12 protein-coding genes and 1 rRNA gene are annotated in these 15,286 nt (G+C 51.3%); 7 read left to right on the forward strand and 6 right to left on the reverse strand.

The window, feature by feature from the left end:
• Positions 1-46 precede the first annotated feature (46 nt).
• Entirely contained in the window at positions 47-1,873 is a 1,827-nt protein-coding gene (locus BLW37_RS11865; RefSeq protein WP_091343125.1) for an SLC13 family permease, read from the reverse strand.
• A 146-nt stretch (positions 1,874-2,019) separates the two neighbouring features.
• Between BLW37_RS11865 and pyrC the strand changes: the two genes are divergently transcribed.
• Positions 2,020-3,051, forward strand: a complete 1,032-nt coding sequence (gene pyrC, locus BLW37_RS11870) for a dihydroorotase (RefSeq protein WP_091343126.1) — start codon at positions 2,020-2,022, stop codon at positions 3,049-3,051.
• A 15-nt stretch (positions 3,052-3,066) separates the two neighbouring features.
• On the opposite strand, the gene BLW37_RS11875 is transcribed toward pyrC, so the two are convergent.
• The gene (locus tag BLW37_RS11875; protein WP_091343128.1) at positions 3,067-4,572 is read right to left on the reverse strand and encodes a YifB family Mg chelatase-like AAA ATPase; all 1,506 of its coding nucleotides are present in this window, start codon (positions 4,570-4,572) and stop codon (positions 3,067-3,069) included.
• 193 nt (positions 4,573-4,765) lie between these two features.
• Between BLW37_RS11875 and BLW37_RS11880 the strand changes: the two genes are divergently transcribed.
• From BLW37_RS11880 to BLW37_RS11890, 3 genes are read left to right on the forward strand one after another with little or no spacing between them, the layout of a single operon-like run.
• Positions 4,766-7,078: an efflux RND transporter permease subunit gene (locus tag BLW37_RS11880; RefSeq protein ID WP_091343130.1), complete on the forward strand. Its 2,313-nt coding sequence runs from the start codon at positions 4,766-4,768 to the stop codon at positions 7,076-7,078.
• The gene (locus tag BLW37_RS11885) at positions 7,047-7,844 is read left to right on the forward strand and encodes an outer membrane lipoprotein-sorting protein (RefSeq protein WP_091343131.1); all 798 of its coding nucleotides are present in this window, start codon (positions 7,047-7,049) and stop codon (positions 7,842-7,844) included. Before BLW37_RS11880 ends, BLW37_RS11885 begins: the two co-directional genes overlap by 32 nt.
• A gap of 13 nt (positions 7,845-7,857) precedes the next feature.
• Entirely contained in the window at positions 7,858-9,501 is a 1,644-nt protein-coding gene (locus tag BLW37_RS11890; RefSeq protein WP_171907610.1) for a FimV/HubP family polar landmark protein, read from the forward strand.
• On the opposite strand, the gene BLW37_RS11895 is transcribed toward BLW37_RS11890, so the two are convergent.
• Positions 9,498-10,169, reverse strand: a complete 672-nt coding sequence (locus tag BLW37_RS11895) for a trimeric intracellular cation channel family protein (RefSeq protein ID WP_425426623.1) — start codon at positions 10,167-10,169, stop codon at positions 9,498-9,500. The genes BLW37_RS11890 and BLW37_RS11895 overlap by 4 nt on opposite strands.
• Before the next feature lie 63 nt (positions 10,170-10,232).
• On the opposite strand from BLW37_RS11895, the gene BLW37_RS11900 reads away from it, so the two are divergent.
• Positions 10,233-11,189: a hypothetical protein gene (locus BLW37_RS11900; protein ID WP_091343135.1), complete on the forward strand. Its 957-nt coding sequence runs from the start codon at positions 10,233-10,235 to the stop codon at positions 11,187-11,189.
• A 51-nt stretch (positions 11,190-11,240) separates the two neighbouring features.
• Here BLW37_RS11900 and BLW37_RS11905 read toward each other — a convergent pair whose 3' ends face one another.
• A complete protein-coding gene (locus BLW37_RS11905) occupies positions 11,241-12,371 on the reverse strand; it encodes an acyl-CoA desaturase (RefSeq protein WP_091343137.1) in 1,131 nt (376 codons plus the stop codon).
• Between the two features lie 98 nt (positions 12,372-12,469).
• On the opposite strand from BLW37_RS11905, the gene fabR reads away from it, so the two are divergent.
• The gene (gene fabR, locus BLW37_RS11910) at positions 12,470-13,066 is read left to right on the forward strand and encodes an HTH-type transcriptional repressor FabR (RefSeq protein ID WP_091343138.1); all 597 of its coding nucleotides are present in this window, start codon (positions 12,470-12,472) and stop codon (positions 13,064-13,066) included.
• 8 nt (positions 13,067-13,074) lie between these two features.
• Here the strand turns inward: fabR and trmA are convergent, their stop codons facing one another.
• Together trmA and BLW37_RS11920 are read right to left on the reverse strand one after the other, a co-directional pair.
• A complete protein-coding gene (gene trmA / locus BLW37_RS11915; RefSeq protein WP_091343140.1) occupies positions 13,075-14,166 on the reverse strand; it encodes a tRNA (uridine(54)-C5)-methyltransferase TrmA in 1,092 nt (363 codons plus the stop codon).
• A 115-nt stretch (positions 14,167-14,281) separates the two neighbouring features.
• On the reverse strand, positions 14,282-14,749 hold the full coding sequence (locus BLW37_RS11920) for an RNA recognition motif domain-containing protein (protein WP_091343142.1): 468 nt from the start codon (positions 14,747-14,749) through the stop codon (positions 14,282-14,284).
• A gap of 414 nt (positions 14,750-15,163) precedes the next feature.
• Between BLW37_RS11920 and BLW37_RS11925 the strand changes: the two genes are divergently transcribed.
• Positions 15,164-15,286 (forward strand): 16S ribosomal RNA (locus BLW37_RS11925); the annotation flags it as partial.

Genomic DNA, 15,286 nt, shown 5'->3' on the forward strand with positions numbered 1-15,286 from the left:
ATGCTGAAACGGCCTGTTGCGCCTAGCGCACGATGAAGATGTCCCGTTAAAGTGGCCAGAACAACAGCAGGGCTGGGATCGCCACGGCAATAACGACCAGCTCCATGGGTAAGCCAAGCCGCCAATAATCACCAAACCGAAAACCGCCAGGACCCAAAATTAAGGTGTTGTTTTGGTGGCCAATAGGCGTTAAAAATGCACAGGAAGCGCCAATTGCAACAGCCATCAGAAAGGGGTCCGACTGGACGTCCAGTTGATTGGCAACACTGATCGCAATCGGACACATCATGGCTGCCGTGGCAGCATTGTTCATAAAGTCCGACAAGGTCATGGTTAGCACCAGAATCAACGCCAGCGCCAGAATTGCATTTTCTCCTGCCAGGTAGTAGAGCATATTATGCGCCAACATGTCGGCGGCACCTGTGGTGGCCATAGCGCCGGCAACCGGGATTAGGCAGGCAAGCAGCACTATCACCGGCCAGTCGATCGCGGTGTAGACTTTTCGAAGCGGCATCACTTTTAACGCCATAATAGCCAGCATACCCGCTGCAAAGGAGATCGCCGCAGGCAGCAAGCCAAAGGCCGCGCCGCAAATAGCACCAAGCATGATCAGACTGGCAAAAAGGGTGTTGCGTTTTTCCGGTACCCGGATCTGGCGTTCTGCTAAGGGCACACAACCAAAATCAGCCGCAAACACAGTGAGTGCTTCTTCTTGTCCTTGCAGCAGCAAGACATCACCCGCCTGTAAGGTGGTTCTTCTTACTCGCTTGTACGAACGTTGCCCCTGTCGGGACAGCGCCAGCAAGTGAATATTGAAACGCCGCCGTAAGTTCAGGGTAGCTGCGGTTCGACCAATCAGATCCGAGTTGGGTAAAACGGCCAGCTCGAGTAAATGCAGCTCACCATTGTCTTCGGACTTGGTTCTTTCTTTACTAGTTGTCGCGGCCTCTGTATCTTTTTTGCTGTCATCGTCTTTTTGATTGGCGGGACTTTCCTCCAGTGACAATCCCAGATTGGATAGCAGTGAGCCGAGACTTTCAGGTTCAGCTTCGATGATCAGCACATCCTGATCGACCAATCGGTAATAGCCTGGTGGTGAGGGCGCCCGGTAATTGTTGCGCACAATACCTACCACCTGTGCATCGAGCTCTTCCAGCTTTTTTTCCAACTCACGCAGCGGAATATCGACCAGTTTGCTCTCTTTGGTAATGCGGATTTCGGTCATGTATTTGCCGGTTTCAAAGCTGCTGGCATCGGCTCTGTTGCGCACAGGGACTAACCGCCAGCCAATCAGGGCAACGAAAATCACCCCTGCTAAGGCCACCAGGACACCGACAGGGCTGTAATCAAACATGGCAAAGCCGCGCTCTGCTGTTTCGGCGCGAAAGCCAGATACAATCAGATTCGGTGGGGTACCAATCAGCGTGGTCATGCCGCCCAGAATGGAACCAAAAGCCACTGGCATGAGCACCTGGCCGGGAGCCAGCTTGATGCGAGCCGCCACCTGAATAGCAATAGGCATTAACAAAGCCAGTGCCCCGACATTGTTCATAAAAGCAGATAAAATGGCTGCTAAAGCAGTCAAGGCTGTGATGGTGAGGGTGGGGCCTGCTTGTTTTGGCAGAACCTTCATCGCTAATACATCAACGGCACCAGTTGCCTGCAAAGCCTGGCTAAGCACCAGCACACAAGCCACGGTAATAACGGCTGGATGGCCAAAACCGTTGAAAGCTTCATCGGTTGGCACCAGACCAAGGAGTACACAAGCCAGCAGGCTAGCCAGAGCAATCATGTCATGCCGCCAACGGCCGGACAAGAATAGCACCACGGTAATGGCTAAAACGGCAAAGATTAAAAGTTGCGCTAGTTCCACTATCAAGCCTTACTCAGTAAGCCGACGCGAGAATGTCAGTACTCACTATCCGACAGGATGGAATTTTTCGCAAGCTAAGGACAGAGGATCGTTGCTTTGATACACTATTGCTATCGTAAGCTACTTTCTGGTTACTGGACTTTCCTATGCACCAACTCACTTTGCAAACCCCGGACGACTGGCATCTGCATTTTCGTGATGGCGATCTGTTAAAGGATACGGTCCCGGCCACCGCCCGCAGCTTTCACCGCGCTATTGTGATGCCAAACCTGGTACCGCCTGTTACGACCGCTGAGCTGGCGGTTGCTTACCGCGCGCGTATTCTGGCTGCGCGGCCAGCTGGCAGCAACTTTGAGCCACTGATGACGTTATTTCTGACCGATAAAACTTCGGCACAGGACATAGCAGCTGCCAAGGCAGCAGGTGTGATCGCGGCCAAGCTGTACCCGGCAGGAGCTACCACCAACTCAAACGATGCGGTCAGTGCGTTGGATAGTCTGTACCCGGTGTTTGAAGCCATGGCAAAAGAGGGCATGCTGCTGTTGGTGCATGGCGAAGTGACCAATGCGGATATTGATATTTTTGATCGGGAAAAAGTCTTTATCGATCGTTATCTGCAGCACATTGTGGCGCGCTTGCCAGAGCTCAAAGTGGTGTTTGAGCACATTACTACCGCCGATGCTGCTCAGTTTGTGCAAGAGGCCCCGGCCAATGTCGCTGCCACCATCACGCCGCAACACCTGATGCTTAACCGCAATGATTTACTGGTCGGCGGCATTCGGCCACACAATTACTGCTTGCCGGTGCTTAAACGCAGTACCCATCAGCAGGCACTGCGGGCAGCTGTGGCTTCAGGTTCATCTAAGTTTTTTCTGGGTACGGATTCCGCGCCCCATGTGAAACACCGCAAAGAGTCCAGTTGTGGCTGTGCCGGTTGTTACAGTGCGCCCTGCGCCATTGAACTTTATGCCGAGGTATTCGACGACCTGGGCTGCCTGGATAAGCTGGAAGGTTTTGCCAGCCATTACGGCCCGGATTTTTATGGCCTGCCTCGCAACAGTGGCACCATTGTGTTGCAACGTCAGGATTGGCTGGTACCGGAAGAGTTGGCACTGACCAATGGCGACACCATAGTGCCGTTTCACGCTGGTCAGCCGCTAAAGTGGAAACAGCTATAGTTGGTACATTCCGAACTAACCTTTCAGATAGCTGAGCAGCCGTTCTAGGGCGCGGTAGCTCAGCGCTTCCATCAAGTGCTCTTTGCGAATATGTGGCAGCTCCTGCAAATCCGATATGGTACGAGCGACCTTGATCAGTTTGTGGTAACTGCGCGCTGATAGTTTCAGGTGGTGGATGGTATCCTCCAGAAAAGCAGCATCCTGAGTGCTCAGGGGGCAATGCTGGTTGATTTCGGCGGCCGATAAACGTGCATTGGCTTTGCCCTGACGCGCCAGCTGAATCGACCGCGCTGCCAGCACCCGCTGCCGTACCTGGGCGCTACTTTCTGTTGCAACACCTTGTTGGCTCAGTAAGCCTTTTGGCAGCAAGGGCACATCAATTTGCAGTTCGATACGATCGAGAAAAGGCCCGGAAATACGGTTTAAATAACGCATGACCTGCTCCGGGCTGGCGCGGCCATCGTCATGGTGCCCGGTTGGGCTTGGGTTGAGTGCTGCAATCAGTTGAAATTGTGCCGGGAACTCGGCCTGGCGGGCGGCGCGGGAAATATGGATCCAACCTGTTTCCAGCGGTTCTCTTAGCACATCCAATACTTTCCTGGGAAACTCTGGCAGCTCGTCAAGGAATAGCACCCCATGATGGGCCAGCGAAATTTCACCAGGTCTGGGTACCGGGCCGCCACCAACCAGAGCAACGGCTGAACTGGTATGGTGGGGCTGGCGAAAAGGCCGTTGCTGCCAGTCCGTCATGGAGCGAGGCATACCGGCAATTGAGTACAAGGCGGCTGTTTGCAGCGCTTCTTCTTCTGTCAGCTCTGGCAAAATGGCCGGTAATCGCTGGGCCAGCATGGATTTACCGGTGCCGGCGGGCCCGAGCATCAGCAGGTTATGCTCGCCGGCGGCAGCGATCTCAAGGGCTCTTTTAGCCGCCGTCTGGCCTTTGACATCGGCCAGGTCAGGCCACTGCTTGCTGGGCTCAGTCTGTAACGCAGGGATTGCCGGTAGCGCTTGTCCGGATTGCAAAAAGCTATGGACCTGCAGCAGGTGAGTGGCACCAAAAATGCGGGCTTGCGGTACTTGCTGGGCTTGCTCGGCGTTGATCATGGGCATCAAAGTAGCCCGGCCGGCATCACGGCAGGCCATGGCGACTGGGATCTCACCGACAATGGCGCGGATCTCGCCGGATAAAGCCAGTTCACCAACAAATTCATAGCCTTCAATGCTCTGTTCGGCCAACTGACCACTGGCAACGATAATGCCAAGGGCAATGGGTAGGTCGAAACGGCCGCCTTCTTTGGGCAGGTCGGCTGGTGCCAGGTTGACGGTGATTTTCCGATCTGGAAAAGCGAAGCCGCTGTTGATCAGAGCGCTGCGGACTCTGTCTCTGGACTCTTTGACCGAAGCTTCCGGTAAGCCGACCAAATGAAATGCAGGCAAGCCGTTGGCGATATGCACTTCAACGGTAACAAGGGGGGCGGCCAATCCGTGGCGCGCCCTGCTAAAAACAATGGCTAATGACATCCTGTCTCCACAATTACCGACGAATGAAATCACATCGCGGTTAGTATTGATCGTAAAGTTTATAAAATGCAAATAAATTGATTATTATTTGATTTTATTGCTGGGTTACTTATGAATCACGCAGGCATTCCGATAACGAATATGCTACACTTAGGCCTGCTCTTTTTCTGAATCATGTATTTACGGAGGCTGCATGCAGCAATTCTGGCTGAACAGTGCGCTGCGTCACCCCTGGTTGACCATCAGTTGGGCATTGCTGGCGATTTTGATCATGTCGGCAGGCATGAGTCAGTTGTATTTCCGGGGGGATTACCGGATTTTTTTCTCGCCTGATAATCCGCAAATGCTGGCGTTTGAGCAGATGCAGAATGAGTTTAACAAGAGCGACAACATTCTGATTGCCATTGCGCCCAGAGAAGGCGATGTGTTTTCTCCTGAGATACTGGAGTTGATTTGGCGTTTTACCGATGCGGCCTGGCAAACGCCTTATTCCAGCCGGGTCGACTCCATCACCAACTTTCAGCATACCGAAGCGGTTGATGACGATTTGCTGGTAGAAGACTTGCTGTTGCAACCGGCTATGCTCGATGCGGACAAGATAGCGGGCATGCGTCAGGTGGCGATGAGCGAGCCTGCGCTTTACCGCAGTTTGGTATCCAGCGATGGCAAAGTTGCTGCCATCAACGTTATCGTGCAGTTGCCGGAAATCGACCAGAATCAGGAAGTGGTGGATGCTTACGAGCATGTGCTGGCATTAAGTGCGCAGTTTGCGACGGAGTATCCGCAGGTTGACTTTTATCATGCCGGTATTCTGGCACTGAATTATGCCTTTGCCAGTGAAGCGGAAAAAGATGCCAGCACGCTGGTGCCTTTGATGTTTCTGGTGATTGTGCTGATGTTATTGCTGTTACTGCGTTCTTTTTCGGCAGCAATGGCAACCGTTGTGATTATTTTGGTTACCATTTTCAGCACTTTGGGTATTGCGGGCTGGCTGGGTATTTTTCTAAGCACTGCGACGGTCAATGTACCGACCATTGTGATGACCCTGGCGGTCGCGGATTGTGTGCATGTAATTGCTTCGATGCAGTTTGCGCTGCGGCAAGGCAAATCAAAGGAAGAGGCGATTCATTACAGCATGACCCGCAATCTGATGCCGATTTTTATCACCAGCATTACCACTTCCATTGGCTTTTTAACCCTAAACTTCTCCGAAGTGCCGATATTACGCGATCTTGGCAATATGACAGCCGTTGGCGTGATGCTGGCTTGCCTCTTTAGTGTCACCTTGTTACCTGCTCTGCTGCGTTTGTTGCCCGCCAAAGTGGTGCCTGTTAGTCATACTGCCAATGGCATTGAAAAGCTTGCCAATTTTGTGGTGCTGCAGCATCGGAAGATTTTACCGATCGGGATCATACTGATGCTTGGGTTGGCGGCTTTTGCCGCCACCAATCAGGTGAATGATGTGGCGGTGAAATACTTTGATAAACGCACTGATTTTCGTCAGTCGCTCGATTTTATAGAAGACAATCTGACAGGTACCGCCAACCTGGATTTTGCCATTGAGAGCCAACAAACCAGTGGCGTGAATGACCCGGCTTTCCTGACCCATGTGGCGCGCTTTGCCGACTGGCTTGAGCAGCAGCCTGAGGTCACCCATGTTGCCAGCATTACCCATGTATTTAAGCGCCTGAACAAAAACATGCATGGGGATGACCCGGACTATTACCGTTTGCCAGAGCAGCAGGACCTGGCTGCACAATACTTGTTGATGTACGAAATGTCGCTACCCTTCGGACTGGATTTAAACAATCAACTGAATCTGGATAAAAGTGCGACCCGGGTAACGGCAACCTTGCAAAACCTTGGGAGCAAGGAGCTGACCGGTTTCGAGCAGCGGGCACTGGCCTGGCTGGCCACCGAAATGCCGGACTACACGAGTTCGGCGGCCAGCACGGCCTTGATGTTTGCCCATATCGGGGAACGAAACATGGCATCGATGCTCAAAACCTTACCGTTCGCCTTAGTGCTGATCTCGGCCTTGTTGATCATCAGCTTGCGCTCCTGGCGGTTGGGCGTGTTTAGCCTGATCCCAAACATCATGCCTGCCCTGGTTGGTTTTGGTATTTGGGCGCTGTATTCGGGTGAGATAAACCTGGGCTTATCGGTGGTTGCCAGCATCAGCTTGGGCATCATCGTTGATGACACTGTGCATTTTCTTAGCAAGTATCAGCGTGGCTTGCGTGAAGGCCAGGATACCGAGGGCGCTGTGCGTTATGCTTTTCATAGTGTTGGCCGGGCGCTGTTTGTCACCACTGTGGTGCTGATGGCAGGCTTTGCGGTGTTGGCGATGTCTGGTTTCAGGTTGAACTCGGACATGGGTTTATTGACCGGTTTGATCATTATGCTGGCGCTGATTATTGATTTGCTGGTGCTGCCAGCACTGCTGCTACGCTTTGATAACAAAGGAAAGAGCAATGAAAACTTATCTACGACAACTGCTGGTTAGTGTCTGCCTCTGTGCGACCGCATCCGTTGTGGTGGCGGCAGAGCCAACTGCGGCCGAAGAGGGGCTACGGATTTCAACAGAGCGTAAAGTGCGCGACACCGGCTGGGGCGATACTGAGGCCAGCATGACCATGATTCTGCGGGATGCCAGAGGCCGGGAAAGTCGTCGGGAGATGCGTACTTTAACCCTGGAAGTATTGGATGATGGCGATAAAGCACTGACCATTTTTGATGAGCCCCGGGATGTGCGTGGCTCAGCATTTTTGACACACACGAAAGCACTGGAGCAGGATGAGCAATGGTTGTTTTTGCCAGCGGTCAATCGGGTTCGCCGCATTGTGTCGCGCAATAAGTCTGGCCCTTTTATGGGCAGCGAGTTTGCTTATGAAGATTTAAGCTCCTTTGAACTGGAAAAGTTTAGCTTTAACTACCTGCGCGATGAGCAGTTTCATGGCGAAGACTGCTATGTGATTGAGCAAATTCCGCAAGATGAGTTTTCTGGCTACAGCCGGATGCTGGTGTGGATCGATAAAAGCCATTACAGGGTGCAGCAAATCGAGTATTACGACCGCCGGGGAGCTTTGTTAAAAACTCTGACCATGCACGACTATCAGCAATACAAAGATAAGTTTTGGCGCCCACACCGGATGGAGATGCTCAATGCGCAGAACCAGAAAAGTACCAGTATGTTGCTGAATGAAATCTTGTTTGACCGAGGCCTTACCGATGCGGATTTTGATCAAAATGCCTTGCAACGCGCGCGCTAATAGAGCAGGCGCTATGCTTGGTCTGTGTCTGCTGGCATCCAGCTTGACAGTTGCTGGCGAAACCACCGTACAGCGGCAGGTGCAGCCAGGGGATACCTTGTGGCGGATTGCCACGGAAGTTCGCCCGGATGATAGCGTTAATATTGAACAAGTGATGCAGGCTATTCGCTTGTTGAATCCACAGGCTGTATCGCAGAGCGATTTGAATCAATTGCGTGCGGGTGCCTGGTTGGAGTTACCTGGTCGTCAGCTGATCGCAGAGCAAGACGCTAAAGCTGCTCAGCAGGCGGCTGCCAGAGCTCGCACGGCGTTACGGGCGAGCTTGGCAGAAACCCAAGAGCCGGCTTTACCCCCGCCAGGTTTGGCAGCCGCCAATTATGCTTTTATCAGTGCTGTTATGGCGCCTGCAGCTGCAGAGCCGGAAGCTGAAAGGTCTGAGCCCGCCCCTGTTGCTGCAGCCGCTGTTGAGTTGGAGCCAGCCCCAGCGGCAACAGCGAGCGCTCATGCTGCCGATGCGTCGCCGGCGTCCGCTTTTTGGCAGGACGTAGAGTGGTTCTCCCAGCTGAATTTGATGCCACGCTGGTATCCTCAGACAGGTTTGCAGCAGCAGGCGCAGTGGCACAATAGCGTTAGCCTGGAGCTGGAAGGCTACTGGCAGTCGGATGATCGCAGTCATACCCTGGTATTTTCTCCCTACATTCGTTGGGATCAACGGGACAGTTCCCGTCATCTGCTGGATATTTCCGAAGCCTACTGGTTGTATTATGGCGGTGACTGGGAGCTGAGAGCCGGAATCAGTAAAGTATTCTGGGGCGCGGTAGAGTCACAACGACTGGTCGATATTATCAACCAGCGCGATTTGCTGGATCGGCCGGATGGTGAAAGCAAACTTGGACAACCCATGCTGCAACTTAGCTTGATCCGTGACTATGGCACCGTACAGGCCTATCTGCTGCCGCATTTTCGTGAACGCAAATTCGCCGGCGAGGATGGCCGCTTGCGCCTGCCAATGCCGGTGGATACCTCGGCCGCTTTGTATGAATCACGGCATAAACGCAGTCATCTGGATTGGGCGCTGCGCTGGTCACAACAATTCAGCAGCCTGGATCTTGGGTTAAGCTACTTTCAGGGCACGGCAAGAGAGCCGGTGTTGCTGCCGGACGAGCAAGCTTTGCTACCCTACTATCCGCAATTGAAGCAGTTGGGGCTGGATGCGCAGTGGATACTGGGCTCCTGGCTATGGAAAACTGAAGCGGTATACCGCCATACGGCTGTGGAACATTCCAAAGCGCTTGTCACAGGCTTTGAATACACGCAGGTTGGTATTAACGACCATTTCTGGGATTTGGGTTGGCTGCTGGAGTATCAGTACGACAGCCGTGGGCTGGAGTCCACGACCATTGCACAGAATGATCTTTTTGTTGGCTGGCGGCTGGCACTGAATGATGCGGCTGGCTCAGAAATTTTGTTTGGCCTGATGCAGGACTTGGATCGCAGCCAGAGTCGCAGTGCTTACCTTGAGGCATCTACCCGATTGGGTGAACGATTCCGCTTGCGTGTCGATGGCTGGTTATTTCACAGCCGCTACCCGGACGAGTTACTGTATTGGCTGCGGCGTGATGATTACATTCAGCTGACGCTGGAATACTACTTCTAAGGCTCGCCTAAGTCGGATGTATGTTTGCCAAACACTGGGATGGTGAGCTGCCACTTAATGGCCGCCAGTCGCAGTGCAAGCAGGCTACTCATGCCAAGCAGCATGGCTGGCAGGGTCGTTGCGCCGGCCATTTGCACCAGAATATAGACGGCGCCGCCAAAGATACAAGTAAAAGCGTAAAGCTCACCGCGAAACACCATTGGGATTTCCCGGCACAGTACATCACGAATCATACCGCCGGCGACCCCACTCATGGTACCCATCATCACGGCTACAAAATAGGAGGTGCCATGATCCAGGGCCTTTTGGGTACCCATAATGACAAAAAATGCCAGACCAATCGCATCAAAGAATTGCAGGGTATTGTTGGGGATCGTGAGCCGTTTTCTTAACAGCACGATAGTCATCAGGGCGGCGCTAAAAATTGCGATAAAGTAATTGTTGTTGTTCATCCACACCACCGGCACATCCAGCAACACATCGCGCAGACTGCCTCCACCAATGGCAGTGACCGTAGCCAGTACCAGTACGCCAAAGCCATCCATCTGTTTACGCCATGCGGCTAAAGTACCGGAGATGGCAAAAACAGCAACTCCCATTAAATCAAACCAATGCAGATAATCCATGGGCAATACCCGGTGTCGCGACGATGGCTGATATGCTAGCATGCCAATCAACCTGAAGGATAGCCATCTTACGTTGCGGCAATCGTCGTGCTGAGCCGAGGAAACATGAATAAAAAACTACTTATTCCAGTGGTGTTGTTAGGGGTGTTGTTGGTTGGATTGCAACTGGTCAATCATCAGGCGACCAAAGCCATCAAAACACAAATTGCTGAGGTTAATCAGTCCTATGCAGAGATGGCTGAACAGGGCTTATTGCCGGCATTGCAACTGCAGTACCAGAGTGTGCATGCCAGTGTGCTGCGGTCCCGTTACCGGATTGAAGGGATTAGCCTGCAGCTACAGGGGCTTGGAGAGCTATTGACGATTGAGCAGGTTCAGCTGAATGGTATAAAGCCTAATCGTTTATCTGACCAGGGCAGTGTGCGTGTGCGCAGTCTGGCCCTTGGCGGAGGAGCTAAGTTGTTTGTTCCCGCCGAGTTGTCGGACTTTGCTGCCAGTTTAAAAGTGCATGGTGATTACAGCTACCAGTACCAGGCGAGTAATGGTCTGCTTGAGTTGGCGCAGCAAACCCGCATTAATGACGAATTTGTGCTTCGTTATCATATTCAGTTTGCCGAGATGCAGGCCGTCTGGCAAGAGCTGAGCAACATCACAGCGATGAGCTCGGCTCAGCAACAAGCGATGATGGACTCTGACGTTTATGTTGAGCAATTTACGGCGGCTGTGATGACTGCAGCTCTGTCTGGCGGTGAGATCCGTATCGAGAATCATGGCTTTTTGCAGCGACTGCTTGCGTTGACAGCAGCCCAGGGACAAACACCAGACTTTAGTGTGCTGCAGGGCATGGCGTTGATGATGTTATCAACAGCCGAGGCATTGCCAGCGGAAATACGGCAAAAACTAATCGTTTTCGTGCAGCAGCCAGAGTCCTTAACACTCTTTTTTCAGTTGCAGCAGCCGTTGCGTTTAGCTGAGTTGGAACAGGGGGCGGCGTTTCAGACTTTGGAAAGTCTGGATGATTTACTTGAGTTTGCTGGGGTTCGGGTAAGTGTAAATGATTAGATGATAAAAAGAAGGGCAGCCATCGGCTGCCCTTCTTTCATCTGATGTGATTCAAGCCAACTCAGTCGTTAATCTGCGCCAGTGCCTGCGCTGCTCGGTAAATAAAGCTTTCAATTCCTGATACTGTTTTTGAATATTCAGCTCGGCATAATGCTCTTGAAGACTACTTTGCAATTGCTGCTTGCGTTGCATCAACAGGCTCTTCTTCAGTTCATAATAAGCCTGCATCCGCTCCAGTAACAGCTCATACTCAAGCTCAACTTTGTGCAGGATTTGTTCTGCATCTGGCAAGGCCGACAACCGCGCTCTGGCATGCTGTAACTGCATGGCTGCTTTGGCCTGCTCGATGCGTTCCTCTGGGCAGGTTCGTAACTTGCTGGCCAGGCCTACCCAGGAGCATGCTTTGATCAGCCACTTGGTGGGATCAAAGTGCCACCACTTAATGCCGTTGCGGTAATCGTACTCAAAAAGATGATGGAAATTATGGTAGCCTTCCCCATAGGTCAGCAACGCCAGCACTCCATTGTCCCGTGCGGTATTCTGATCGGTATAGGTTTGTTTGCCCCAGATATGGGCCAGTGAGTTGATAAAGAAAGTGAAATGATGACTGAGAACCAAACGCATCACCCCCACCAGCAGGATCATGCCCCAGAGGTTGCCAAACAGCAGGCCTAATAAAACCGGAATGCCAATGTTGGTGGCCAGCACCAGCGCCAGGTAGTGTTTGTGCTGCCAGCGCAGAATTTTGTTTTTCTGCAAATCACGCACATTATCATAGGTATAATGATCCGGCCCCTGATAATCACGCAGCATCCAGCCAATATGGCTGAACCAAAAGCCACGTTTGGCGGAATAAGGATCCTTGTCATTGTCATCGACATGACGGTGATGCACCCGGTGATCAGATGCCCAGTGAATGGCGCTGTTTTGAAGCGCAAAAGCACCGCCAATGGCAAAAATAAATTCCAGTATTGGATGCGCCTGATAAGACTTGTGTGACCACAAACGATGATAGCCAGCGGTAATTGACATTCCGCAGTAGCCAAGGCATAACATCATGGCAATGATTTCTGCTTTGCCAAAGCCAACAGCGATGGCGTACCAGGGCACTGCAACAAGAGCTACCAGGAAAGTACTGCTAAAGACCAGAATGTTGGTCCAGATAAGTGGGGCTTTTTGCATAAATAATTTTCAGCTTACAAATGTACGCCCAATGTACCGGTGCTGTATGAACAGGTCAAGCTGGATCCGATGAATGACAGTGAAAAAGAGACACCCTAGTGAGCCGAGCGGAACAAAAAGAGAAAACCAGGCGCGCCATTATTAACGCAGCTTTTCAGCAACTGAGCGCGGATAAAAGCTTTGCCAGCCTTAGCCTGCGTGAGGTAGCAAGAGAAGCGGGTATAGCGCCAACCTCTTTTTATCGTCATTTTTCCGATATGGATGAGCTGGGCTTGACGCTGGTGGATGAAGCTGGCCTGATGCTACGTCAACTGATGCGACAAGCCAGGCAACGCATTGTGCATAATCGCAGTGTGATCCAGACGTCGGTTGAGACTTTTATGGAGTTTATTATGCAGCACAGTAATGTGTTCCGCTTGTTGCTGCGTGAACGTTCTGGCACCTCAGCAGCTTTTCGCAGTGCTGTTGCTCGTGAAATTCAGCATTTTTGCGCCGAGCTGGCTGATTACCTTCGTAAAGAAAACAAGTGTTCGGCTGAAATGGCATTGATTCAAGCGGAAGCCATGGTGATTTTGGTGTTTCATGCCGGCGCTGATGCATTGGATGCCAGTGATGAAGTACGGCAGCGCATTACCACGAAAACTATTCAGCAACTACGCTGGTTGGCCGGTGGTAGTAAACCACCGGCGGCTTAAAATGGTCGTTAGTTTCTTTTTTTCAACCAGACTCCAGACTCCAGATGATGGGTGTATGGGAACTGGTCAAACACGGCAAAACGCTCGATGCGATGTGTTTTATCCAGCTCATCCAAATTTACTTTCAACGTTTCCGGGTTGCAGGAGATATAAAGAATATCGTTAAAGTGGCTCACCAGTTCCACGGTCGCCGGATCCAGACCTGCCCGTGGTGGGTCGACCAGCACGGTATTTAGCTGCAGGCTGGATAAATCATGTTGTTTTAGCTGCGATCCCTTGAGTAAGGCTGCTGAGACATCTTCAGCCGACATTTGCAGCACCTGTACATTATTGATCTGGTTCAGGTGGCAGTTGTATTGTGCTGAACGAATGGACTTTCGGGAAATTTCGGTGGCAACCACCTGGTCAAAGTGTGCGGCCAGTGCCAGTGAGAAATTACCATTACCGCAATACAACTCAAGCAAGTCGCCTTTTAGTTGTGTTGCCACATCGCATGCCCAACTTAACATGTGTTGATTTACAATACCGTTGGGTTGGGTAAAGCTGTTTTCAATTTGCTGATAGCGCAGCGTTCTTTGCTTGACCTGTAGTTGTTCAATAATGTAATCGCGATCCAGTTCAACTTTTTGTTTGCGTGCCCGACCAATCAGATCCAGTGGTCCGTAGTCAGCGAGTTTCTGTTTCAAAGTGCTGGCTGCTTGCTGCCAGTTATCATCCAAAGGGCGTTTGTAGATTAAGGTGATGAGCAGCTCACCACTTAAGCCTGTCAGGTAATCAATTTGATATAGACGGCGGCGCAGCTCATCATTGTCTTTCAGCAGTTCCAACAAGACCGGCATCATTTCGCTGATGCGTTTATCGGCGATAGGGAAATGATCAATCCGGACACGCTCTTTGGTCGCAGGGTCAAACATAATGTGGAACAAGTCATCACCCTCATGCCAGACACGAAACTCTGCCCGTAACCGATAGTGCTCACTTGGAGAGCGGAATACTTCAACTTCAGGAAGCTGCAAAGGTTGTAACAAGGCCCGCACGGATCCAAGTTTGGACGTCAGCAGAGCTTCGTATTGGTCTGGAAAAGTTTGTCCTGGGCGCATACGGCATCCTGATAAAGCGTAAAAGCACGATCTTACGTTTTTTTCAGTGGACTGCCAAATACAAAGAAGAGCAGCGCTTGCTACAGCGCTGCGGGGTGAGGTCTGAAGCGTTCGACTAACTTTCCTGACGATCTTTGGCTTCACGCACTTTCAGTGTTCTGTCCTGAAACTCACTATCATTTAAAGCTTGGATCATTTTTTCAGCGTCTTTGGCAGCAACTTCAACAAAGCCAAAACCGCGACGACGCCCAGTCTGTCGATCTTTCATCAAGCGGACATTAATGACCACGCCTTTGGCTTCGAATAATTGTTGTACTGCTTCTTCATTGGCTCGATACGGCAGATTGCCAACATAGAGGGTTGCCGTCTCGCCTTGATAGATATGTTCCACCATATCATCACTCAAGTTGATAGCATTGCCTTTAACATCGCGCAAAATGGGTACCAGAACTCCGCAGAGCAAAACACCAAGTACGACGACCACATACGAAGGCAAGGCGGGGTTCAATAGATAAAACACTAAAAAAGCAAGAATGGCCACCGCAAGGGTGTAAGGCAAGGTGGCTCGTAACGTAGGTAACATAAGATATATCCTATAAGAGTCAACAAATTAGTTCGGTAAAAACCTGCAACACAGGTGCTTTAATCTTAGCGGTTGCTCGGGAACTAGCCAACTGAAATCTAATAAAAGGCAAAATTGTGTTTTCAGCCTTGACAGCGCGTTTTAAATCCCTAAAATGGCGCCCTCGCTTGCAGATGGCGGTAAAGCCCTCAAAAAGCGATGTGAAGTGAAGTGGCATGCTGAAATATTTTCGAAACCGGCTTGACTTGCTACTAGGACGATGTAAAATGCGCGTCCTGCTTCGGAATGAAGCACTGCTCTTTAACAATTCGCAATCAATTATCTGTGTGGGTACTTGTGTTGATACGTGCAAACGAATAATCAGTATGAGTGACCAATGTTAATTTATTAGTCAGTAATACTGAGTCAAAACTTTAATTGAAGAGTTTGATCATGGCTCAGATTGAACGCTGGCGGCAGGCCTAACACATGCAAGTCGAGCGGTAACATGCCTTCGGGTGATGACGAGCGGCGGACGGGTGAGTAATGCTTGGGTAT

The organism is Alkalimonas amylolytica (genome assembly GCF_900107845.1).
GTDB lineage: Bacteria > Pseudomonadota > Gammaproteobacteria > Enterobacterales > Alteromonadaceae > Alkalimonas > Alkalimonas amylolytica.

What these genes read in the sequence shown, in the direction of transcription:
- BLW37_RS11880 (WP_091343130.1), top strand. Translation starts at nt 4,766, where the DNA reads ATGCAGCAATTCTGGCTGAACAGTGCGCTGCGTCACCCCTGGTTGACC.
- BLW37_RS11895 (WP_425426623.1), bottom strand. Translation starts at nt 10,169, where the DNA reads ATGCTAGCATATCAGCCATCGTCGCGACACCGGGTATTGCCCATGGAT.
- trmA (WP_091343140.1), bottom strand. Translation starts at nt 14,166, where the DNA reads ATGCGCCCAGGACAAACTTTTCCAGACCAATACGAAGCTCTGCTGACG.
- pyrC (WP_091343126.1), top strand. Translation starts at nt 2,020, where the DNA reads ATGCACCAACTCACTTTGCAAACCCCGGACGACTGGCATCTGCATTTT.
- BLW37_RS11875 (WP_091343128.1), bottom strand. Translation starts at nt 4,572, where the DNA reads ATGTCATTAGCCATTGTTTTTAGCAGGGCGCGCCACGGATTGGCCGCC.
- BLW37_RS11890 (WP_171907610.1), top strand. Translation starts at nt 7,858, where the DNA reads ATGCTTGGTCTGTGTCTGCTGGCATCCAGCTTGACAGTTGCTGGCGAA.
- BLW37_RS11900 (WP_091343135.1), top strand. Translation starts at nt 10,233, where the DNA reads ATGAATAAAAAACTACTTATTCCAGTGGTGTTGTTAGGGGTGTTGTTG.
- BLW37_RS11885 (WP_091343131.1), top strand. Translation starts at nt 7,047, where the DNA reads ATGAAAACTTATCTACGACAACTGCTGGTTAGTGTCTGCCTCTGTGCG.
- BLW37_RS11905 (WP_091343137.1), bottom strand. Translation starts at nt 12,371, where the DNA reads ATGCAAAAAGCCCCACTTATCTGGACCAACATTCTGGTCTTTAGCAGT.
- BLW37_RS11920 (WP_091343142.1), bottom strand. Translation starts at nt 14,749, where the DNA reads ATGTTACCTACGTTACGAGCCACCTTGCCTTACACCCTTGCGGTGGCC.